This window comes from Microcoleus sp. K1-B1 (assembly GCF_036704705.1).
In the GTDB taxonomy this organism is placed as follows: domain Bacteria; phylum Cyanobacteriota; class Cyanobacteriia; order Cyanobacteriales; family Microcoleaceae; genus Microcoleus.
The window spans coordinates 42,366-52,511 of record NZ_JAUBSH010000045.1; the positions used below are offsets into that span (position 1 = coordinate 42,366).

3 protein-coding genes are annotated in these 10,146 nt (G+C 49.7%); all 3 read left to right on the forward strand.

Going from position 1 to position 10,146, the window contains the following annotated elements:
* Positions 1 to 170: 170 nt before the first annotated feature.
* Complete coding sequence (gene ppsA / locus QUA83_RS17495) at positions 171 to 2,648, forward strand: phosphoenolpyruvate synthase (protein ID WP_333294720.1); 2,478 nt, start codon at positions 171 to 173, stop codon at positions 2,646 to 2,648.
* A 448-nt stretch (positions 2,649 to 3,096) separates the two neighbouring features.
* A complete protein-coding gene (locus QUA83_RS17500) occupies positions 3,097 to 3,417 on the forward strand; it encodes a DUF6464 family protein (protein ID WP_333294721.1) in 321 nt (106 codons plus the stop codon).
* A 1,966-nt stretch (positions 3,418 to 5,383) separates the two neighbouring features.
* Positions 5,384 to 10,146: DUF4347 domain-containing protein (locus QUA83_RS17505; RefSeq protein WP_333294723.1), on the forward strand; the 4,763-nt coding region annotated here is incomplete at its 3' end.

Genomic DNA, 10,146 nt, shown 5'->3' on the forward strand with positions numbered 1-10,146 from the left:
GCTATTTAGCCAAAAAGTGATAATCTTGAAATAGAGGCAATCGAAAACTCGGTTGATACAGCCTAGGAAAAAACTTGAGAATTTTTGTAACAAAATTACAATTCCCAATAAACTGTATTTTATTTACTGTCCTTTGACCGAACTGAGATGAAGTTGAGAGGAAAAAAGCAATGATCGAAAATTTAGCAATTGAACAAAAACCCGGTGTAATTCCCAAAGAAAAAGCCTTAGTATTGTTGTTTGATGAAGTCGGCATCGCCGACATCCCATTAGTAGGCGGTAAAAATGCTTCTTTGGGCGAAATGATTCAACAGTTAACCGCCCAAGGAGTTAGAGTTCCCAACGGATTTGCAACTACAGCACACGCTTACCGGTACTTCATCCAGTCAGCGGGTTTAGAAGCTAAATTGCGCGAAATTTTTGCCGATTTAGACGTAGAAGATCTGCAGAACCTGCGACAAAAAGGCAAGCAAGCGCGGGCACTGATTCTTGACACACCATTTCCGCGAGAACTCCAAGCGGCGATCGCGGATGCTTACGAAAAATTGTGCGATCGCTACGGCGACAGTACAGACGTAGCAGTGCGTTCCTCAGCCACCGCCGAAGACTTACCCGACGCCAGTTTCGCGGGACAGCAAGAAACCTACCTCAACGTCCAAGCTTGCGCTGGCGTCCTCGAATGCTGTCACAAATGCTTTGCTTCCATATTCACAGATCGCGCGATTTCCTACCGCCAACAGCGGGGTTTCGACCACTTTGAAGTCGCCCTATCAGTCGGCGTCCAAAAAATGGTGCGATCGGACTTAGCATCCTCCGGCGTCATGTTCAGCATCGACACCGAAACCGGATTCAAAAACGCCGTATTAGTCACCGCCGCCTACGGATTAGGCGAAAACGTCGTCCAAGGAACCGTCAACCCCGACGAATACTTCGTCTTTAAACCAACATTAAAACAAGGTTTTCGCCCGATTTTAGACAAACGCCTCGGCAGCAAAACACTCAAAATGGTGTACGATATCGGCGGTTCTAAATACACCAAAAACGTCTCCGTCATCGCCGCCGAAAAAAACAAATTTGCCATCCAAGATGATGAAATTCTGCAACTAGCCAAATGGGCCGTAGTCATCGAAGAACACTACTCTAAAGTGCGCGGGACTTATACCCCGATGGACATTGAGTGGGCAAAAGACGGCAATACCGGCGAATTGTTTATTGTCCAAGCGCGACCCGAAACAGTACAATCTCAAAAGTCTGCTAAAGTTTTGCGAAACTACAAATTGCAAGGTAGCAGCGCAGTTTTAGCAAAAGGACGCGCCGTTGGCGAGTCAATCGGACAAGGCCAAGCCCGCGTGATTTTAGATGTTCACAAAATCGCTGAATTTCAATCAGGAGAAGTTTTAGTTACCAACAAAACAGACCCGGATTGGGAACCGATTATGAAAAAAGCAAGTGCGATCGTCACCAATTCCGGTGGCCGAACTTGTCACGCAGCCATCATCGCCAGAGAAATGGGAATTCCCGCCATTGTCGGCACCGGCGATGCCACCCAAATCTTGAAAAACCATCAAGAAATCACTGTTTCTTGTTCCGAAGGAGACGAAGGCAAAGTTTATGCCGGTTTGCTTCCTTTTGAAATTCAAGAAACTGCGATCGAGAATTTACCCCGTACCCGCACTCAAATTTTAATGAATGTCGGGAATCCAGAAGAAGCCTTTGGTTTATCAGCAATTCCTTGCGACGGCGTAGGCTTAGCGCGGTTGGAATTCATCATTGCCAATCACATTAAAGCACACCCGCTGGCACTGATTCACTTTGACGAATTGGTGGATGAATCAGTCAAGGAAGAAATTGCCGAACTGACAGCACTTTACCAACACAAACCCGATTTCTTCACCGACAAACTAGCCCACGGAATTGCCACAATTGCTGCCGCATTTTATCCAAATCCAGTTATCGTGCGGATGAGCGATTTCAAGAGCAACGAATATGCTAATCTTTTGGGCGGGCGGCAGTTTGAACCCAAGGAAGAAAACCCGATGATCGGGTGGCGCGGCGCCTCTCGTTATTACGACCCAAATTACCGCGAAGCTTACGCTTTGGAATGCAAAGCATTAAAGCGAGTTCGCGACGAAATGGGCTTGATAAATGTGATTCCGATGATTCCATTTTGCCGCACCCCGGATGAAGGGCGAAAAGTGTTGGCCGAGATGGCAAAACACGGTTTAGTCAAGGGCGAAAACGGCTTGCAAGTGTATGTGATGTGCGAATTGCCAAGCAATGTCATATTTGCTGACGAATTTGCCCAAGTTTTTGACGGATTCTCGATCGGCTCTAACGATTTAACTCAGCTAACATTAGGATTAGACCGGGATTCTGCTTTAGTCGCACACATTTTTGACGAACGGAATGAAGCTGTCAAGCGCATGGTAGCAATTGCCATTAAAGCCGCCAAGAAGTACGATCGCAAGATTGGGATTTGCGGTCAAGCGCCCAGCGATTATCCTGAGTTTGCTCGTTTCTTGGTTGAGTTGGGCATTGATTCGATTAGTTTGAATCCCGATTCAGTTTTGAAGACTTTGTTAGATGTTGCTAAGGTGGAAGGTGCGGGTTCGTTGATGGATTTAGCGGGGGATATTGCTAAGGTTTAACCGTTTTGGTTTTGGAGAGCAACCAGTTTCTCAAACAATAGCTGCCCCATGTTCTGCCTTGGTTGTTTTTGAACTCGACTTGGTTTCTCATATCTAGTCTGGCAAAATAACCGATCTCGCGTTTGTAGTGATGAATCCAAGTCCTCTAATTTTTATCAGGACTTCCATTCGTCACTACAAACCTATTTTAGTGGGGGTAATTGAGCAGACATAATATCACACCATACCTGCGTCTCTGCTTTGGTTGGGCCCTGGCGATGCGCTTTAGGAAGAAAGCGGCATCAACAACGATCGCCCTCCTCAGCAGCCAGCTAACGGTTAACACACGGGCGGCATAGTTTGAGAATTGATCGGGAACTTTTCTTATTTAAAACCGTCTTTTCGGGGAGAATTTTCTGTTGCCATAGCTTAAATTAAAACAAATATTCTCCACATAAGCTCTGAAAATGTGCTAACTGCTCTCCTAATTATTTTCATAGGTTTAGCTCCGTCGCTGCTGTCTTTGTGGGTGATGCGCTCTGCCCAGAGCCAAGCCCGCGACAGAATTGCAGCGGCCAGACTTGCGGTAGCGAATAGACCCATACGAACTCAACTACAAACTGCCGATCGCACTTACATACCAAGCTTCGGTTATGCGATCGGCGATATCACTTGCGAGTATAACGCCCGCTCTAATTACATTCGCTGCGCTGTCAATCCTTCTGGGCCCTGTCAAGATTGTCGGTACTACCAAGCCAGAACTCTTGACGTTCGGGATCAAAAGATATAGCTTATATTGGTGCTTGTATCTACGCCTATTTGCGGATGTAGTAATCAATGAGTTAATATGTACTTACGTGTAAGGATTATTGTTGAAGCTTGTTTTGGACGACCCACGCCCAAACTCAGCAATTAAAACCTAATCGAGCATTATTGCTTGGTTACAGTTGCCATAACACGCAAATTGCGATCGGTGTTTTTCTAGTTGAGGACTTACGATCAGAAACCATGTTTAGATGATAAATTTTGGTTAGGCGGCGAGAAATCTAGGCATAAACTGGGTTTATAGTCTCCTGGGCGTAACTCCTGCAGTTAAGAAAATTAGCCAACAAAAATCGTAAGTAGCTGAGGCGCAAATCTGCAAATCAGTTTCTCCAAAACATCATGAAAAATTCTGCACGAAAAATTGTCCAGAGCATTTATCTTAAACAGAAACCCGCTCGAAGACTCGCTTGTTGACAGTTTGAGAAGTTGCTTGTGGGGGGGTACTAATCTGTTTTTGCGATCGTCGCGAAACAGTCTCAAACCTAGATTGCTATCTCCAGACTCCAAGTCATGAATTTTTAAGACGCTTCGTCGATACAGGGTATGCCAATTTCAATTGAATCTCATATGTTGCACCATTTTCAAGAATAGGCTTTCTGGCCTGTTCCACAACAAGTGAATTTTATTATGGGCTGGGCAGGAGAACCCCCCATAGGAAGGTTATTGAGAATGGTAAAAGATCTCAGTTGAATGACACTTCGGGCAATGCCGGCATAATTATGTGACGGCTATCACTCCCTAATTAATGTGTGGTTGCTATTGTGAACAGGGCTTGCACACCAAAACCAAAGAAACCGATTTGTTTACCGGGAGCGAGGGCTGCAAAGAAGTCTTTTCGTCCCTCCAACCAGGTTTATACGTCTAGAAATAGTGAGTTTTATCTGCAAAGTAAAGTGCATTAGACGAGCTACAGAAAACCTCATCAAGTAAATTTTTGAGAACTCGTGTTCTTATCTACTGCGCGATGTTAGAGCTGTGTAACAGATACACTCGCTACCAGAAAAGAAAAAAGTCGAAGGCAAAATATCACCCGATAGATCAATACGGTTCAGTTAAGGGCTATGCAGTGCTTAAAACAATAAATACAGGAGGATTCATTCACTCTGACGGAAGAAGTGGCAGAGATTTAGAGATTTTAGGATGGGTTGATTGACTTTAATCATTATTGTTAAAGTTTGTAACCAAAACTGTTAATTTCAAGAATCTTTACCAATTCCTTACCGTTGCTATCTAGCCTTCAAATATGCAGGTAAGGGCAAAAAAACATTGTATCTGGTGGGGGCGGGTTTAGCTAAAAATCTATGATACAACCCAGTTATAAGCCAATACGCTTGGTTTAACACTGTTTGTTACTCAGAGATCCGCCTCGCATCTCCCTCCCAGGGCGGGAGAGAACACTCTTGTCCTGCCCTTTTTTTAGGGGCGATCGGGCTTATCTGAACCGTATTGCCCGATAGATAGATTATGGGGATTTAAACTCCAAATCCTCAGCGCTTCAGCAGGTCATATTTGCCATGCTATCAAATATTAAGATAGCACTGCTTTGTGCTGAGTTAAATTCGCTTGTTGCTCTTTCTCCAAGTCAAGCAGCAGAGCCTCTTAGTCTGCAATTCAACCTTTTCAATAGGTGATAATAATCATCTGGAAATGGGTACATCATCTACAATCCGTGAGACACTTTTACCATGCAAAGCATCTGCAACAAACCAATCTTTATCACTTCAATAATATGTGACTCCACCGCAAGGATTGCGGGCGCAAAATCTCGAACAACAGCAACTTATCATCATAAAAAACCAATAAAACCAGTAAAAATAGTAGGGGCAATCCCCCCGTGGTTGCCCCTGTCCCAGAAACTTCGTGGGGGCACGAGAATTGGGCATCCCCACAGAGAATTTTTGCGAGCAAATGTAAGGGAAAACCCCCCGTGGTTGCCCCCTCGGACTATAAAAAATGTACTGTTTCTCGATGCCAGAGTAGAAAAGTTCGACAGCTTAGCAAGAGGAGCAACAGCCGATACAGAGGTATTTGTACTGGACTCGAGGCGGGATGGAGTCGAGCAAATTACTAGAATTTTGGCTAATTGCAGCGATTTAGAAAGCCTTCAGATAGTTTCTCACGGTCGAGAAGCTCTGGTGCAGCTAGGGTCGATCGAACTCTGCAACGACAACTTACAAACCTACAGCCATTTGTTACAGCAGTGGGGAAAAGCCCTCAGCGAAACAGGAGATATCTTGTTATTCGGGTGCAGCGTCGCAGCGGGGGAAAGCGGCGAAGCCTTCGTGCGGCGGCTAAGCTTGATGGTAGGTGCAGATATTGCAGCTTCCGACAACTTGACGGGGAGTGCGACACTCGGCGGCGACTGGGAATTAAAATTTGCGATCGGCGAAATAAAGGCGAGAATCGCCATTGAAAAAGAAGTGCTCGAAGCCTACCCTTACGCCCTCGGCACATTAGTTAACGAAACTTTCAAAAACTCCACAGTTAGGGGGCCTTGGATTTACGGGGGAAACGACGGGGCACTGTTCGATCCCAGCAGCGACCTTCCAGCAGCCGAGCAACTTATCCCCGGCATTACCGGAGGCACAGTATCCGGCGTACTTCCGGCTTTGGGCGGTTCGAGTCCCGGCGATGGCGCTCTACAATTAACTCCAGCAGCAGGTGATAGGGAAGCCTTTGTCATCTACAACAACCCCATTCCTTCAACCGACGGTCTCAGAGTCCAGTTTGATTTTTATTCTTACGGTTCAAGCCAGCAATATAACGCTCAGGGCCCATTTATTAGCCCTCAGCCAGGGGACGGGCTGGGTTTCTTCTTGATTGACGGCACTGCCAGCCCAACCAGGACTGGGGGTTATGGCGGTTCTCTGGCTTACGCTCCACGAACGGGTATACCCGGTATTGAAGGAGGTTATTTAGGCATTGGGCTTGACGAGTTTGGCAATTTTTCAACATCCACAGAAGGGCGCTCTGGCCCTGAGCCACCCCCAATTCCCGGCTCCTCTATTGGTTCTTTCAGACCTGATTCAGTAACTGTTAGAGGAAATCAAGCAAACGGTTATCGGTTTTTAACAAATGCGATCGTTCCCTTCGGCATCGATAACATTCCTACGAGCATTGACTTTAGCGGCCCTGAACCGGGCAGCAGTTTTAACTTCAGCAATACGTTCACGAGCGATCGCAATTTAGCCAAAAGATCCGTTCAAATTACGCTGAATCCCTCTAACGATCCGGTGAATCCTTCTCGCCTCACCGTTGCCTTCGATGAAAATTTCGACGACATCTACGAAACTACATTGATCGACATCCCCAACTTAGCAACCGAAAACGGCCCAGTACCGCCAATTTTCAAATTTGGTTTTGGTAGTTCCACAGGAGGCGCCAACAACATTCACGAACTTCAAAACCTGGTAGTTGAAACTATCAATCCTCCCAGTATCGCCGCTGAGGTTGCCACTATCAAGACCGGCCCGCAGTTCATCCAGCCCGGAAGCAGCATTACCTACACGATTACTACTGTAAACAGGGGGCCAGCGCCTGCTACAAATGTTCTGATTCAAGACGAAATACCTTTTGAACTGCTGGGTCCGGGCGGAGCGCCACCGGATCTGATTGCCTCTAACAACGGCACTTACGTGAACCAAACCAAGGCAGTCACCTGGCCGTTAATTCCGGTTCTCAATGCGGGTGAGACTCTGACTTACACCCTGACTATTGATTTGCCGCCCGGTTTAACCAGCGGTAGCAGTTTTGCCAACGTTGCATTCAGCACTAGCTCGACTTTCGACCCCGACCTCAGCAACAACAGCGGTGTACTCGCGCCAGGGCAAATCGAGGGGCCTGGTGTAGTCTTTACCACTGTTGTTGATACAGTCGCGGATTTAGTTACTACCAAAAGTGGGCCTGTGACTACCTCCGCCGGGTCAAGCGTCGCCTACACATTGACTACGACTAACATGGGGCCCGACCCCGCTGCCAATGTGACCATCACGGACAGCATTATTCCGGGTTTAACAGGAGTCAGCGTATCGGACGGGGGGAGTTACGACCCTGTTTCGGGCATTGTCACCTTCCCAGCACTGACGGCCCTGGCAAATGCGGCTACTGCGACCCGCACCATCAGTTTCATTGCCCCAGCCACCAGTACCGCCATCAGCAACACGGCCCGGAGTAGCGCGGCGACTTTCGATCCGATCGCCACTAACAACAACGGCTCGACAACCAACAAAGACGGCACTCCCACCAACTCTACGGTGACGACAAGTATTGCGCCCAACGCGGATCTGGTCACCACGAAAACCGGATCTACGAGTGCTACGGCCGGTAGTTCGGTCAGCTATACGATCGCCACAGTCAACTTAGGCCCAAGTCCTGCTGAAGCTGTAACCATCACTGACAGCATAGTTCCGGGGTTAACCGGAGTCACGGCATCTAACGGTGGCATTTACGATCCAGTAACCGGCATTGTCACCTTCGCGCCCGTGGCAATAGCCAACGCGGAGACAGTCACCCGGACGATCGACTTCACAGTACCGCCCACCCTAACTTCCATAAGCAACACGGCCAGAAGTACCTCCATCACCCCCGACTCCACTCCGGCCAACAACAACGGTACAAACCCCAACGCCACCGTCACCACCTCGATCAATGCTGTAGCCGATGTTGTCACCCAAAAAACGGCTCCGGCCAGCATCAAGGTGGGCGACACGCTCCTTTATACAATCACTACTACCAACAACGGGCCGAGTCCCGCCACCAACGTAGTCATTACTGACAGCCTAATTCCCGGCTTAACTAATGTCAGGATGTCAGATGGCGGAACCTACAATCCTGCCACAGGGGCGATCGAGTTCCCAGCGATCGCGACTTTAGGCAGCGGCAGCAGCGTCACCCGCAGCCTGAGTTTTGTACCGCCGCCTACCCTGACGAGCATCACCAACATTGTCTTGAGTCGATCGGACACTTTTGACCCGGACTTGACGAATAACGACGGCTCGACAGTCGCATTGCCCGGTCAGGCGGGGGGGCAAGTTATTACCTTGATCGATGCTGTAGCCGATGTTGTCACCCAAAAAACGGCTCCGGCCAGCATCAAGGTGGGCGACACGCTCCTTTATACAATCACTACTACCAACAACGGGCCGAGTCCCGCCACCAACGTAGTCATTACTGACAGCCTAATTCCCGGCTTAACTAATGTCAGGATGTCAGATGGCGGAACCTACAATCCTGCCACAGGGGCGATCGAGTTCCCAGCGATCGCGACTTTAGGCAGCGGCAGCAGCGTCACCCGCAGCCTGAGTTTTGTACCGCCGCCTACCCTGACGAGCATCACCAACATTGTCTTGAGTCGATCGGACACTTTTGACCCGGACTTGACGAATAACGACGGCTCGACATTAGCATTGCCCGGTCAGGCGGGGGGGCAAGTTATTACCTCGATCGATTCTGTGGCCGACCTGGTTACGTCCAAAAGCGGTCTGACATCTGCTCCTGCTGGTAGTTCCGTGACTTATACTATAACTACCGCCAACAATGGGCCGAATGCTGCTGAAAACGTAGTGATTACAGACAGCATCATTCCCGGTTTAACGGGAGTCAGCGCATCCGATAACGGCACTTACGACCCAGTGACAGGGGTTGTCACCTTCCCAACAATTCCCCGTTTGACTAGCGGCAGCAACATCAACCGCGAGGTAACATTAGTCGTTCCAGCGACCGGCACCATTAGCAATACTTCCCAGAGTCGATCAATCACTTTTGACCCGCAACCCAGCAATAACAACGGTTCCGAGTCCAGAGCCACTGTCACCACCGCCATTTTACTCGCCCCACCCACACCCAACCAACCTCCATCAGCCTACAGCAGCAACGCTGCGCTAGCGCCCAACAGCGTGGTCCAAATTAGCGGGCTCGGAGGCAGAGACTCAGACGGCACAGTGGTTACATTCACCATCAGCACCCTGGCGCCGGCAAATCAAGGCATCCTGTTCTTGGGCGACCCCGCAACGGGGGGAGTCGCCGTCACGGCAGGTCAAACCCTGACAGCCGAGCAAATGACGCAGTTATTCTTCCAGGCGTCCGGCAATTTCACAGGGGCCAACTTCACCTACAGCGCGACAGACAACCTCGGCGCCACCAGTGCTGCAGTCGCCACTGTCTCTCTCATTCCCCTGAAGGAACCCATACCGGCGCCGATACCCGTGCCGACACCAGTGCCGACCCCCGCGCCGGAACCAACACCGGCACCAACTCCAACACCCACCCCCGCGCCGGAACCAACACCGGCACCAACTCCAACACCCACACCAGCGCCAGAACCAACACCGGCACCAACACCCACACCCGCAGCGGAACCAGCCCCAACGCCTATACCCGCGCCCACACCAACACCCACACCCGCAGCGGCACCAACACCCACACCCGCAGTGGAACCAGCCCCAACACCGACCCCCGCGCCGGAACCCACACCCACACCCGCACCAACACCCACACCCGCAGCGGAACCAGCCCCAACGCCTATACCCGCGCCGACGCCTATACCCGCGCCCGAACCGGAACCAACACCCACACCACCCACACCAACAACACCACCAACACCAACACCAACACCAACCCCAGCCCCCGAACCAACACCCGAACCAACACCCGCCCCGCAAGCAACCCCCATATTCAACCCAGTAGCCGAACCCGA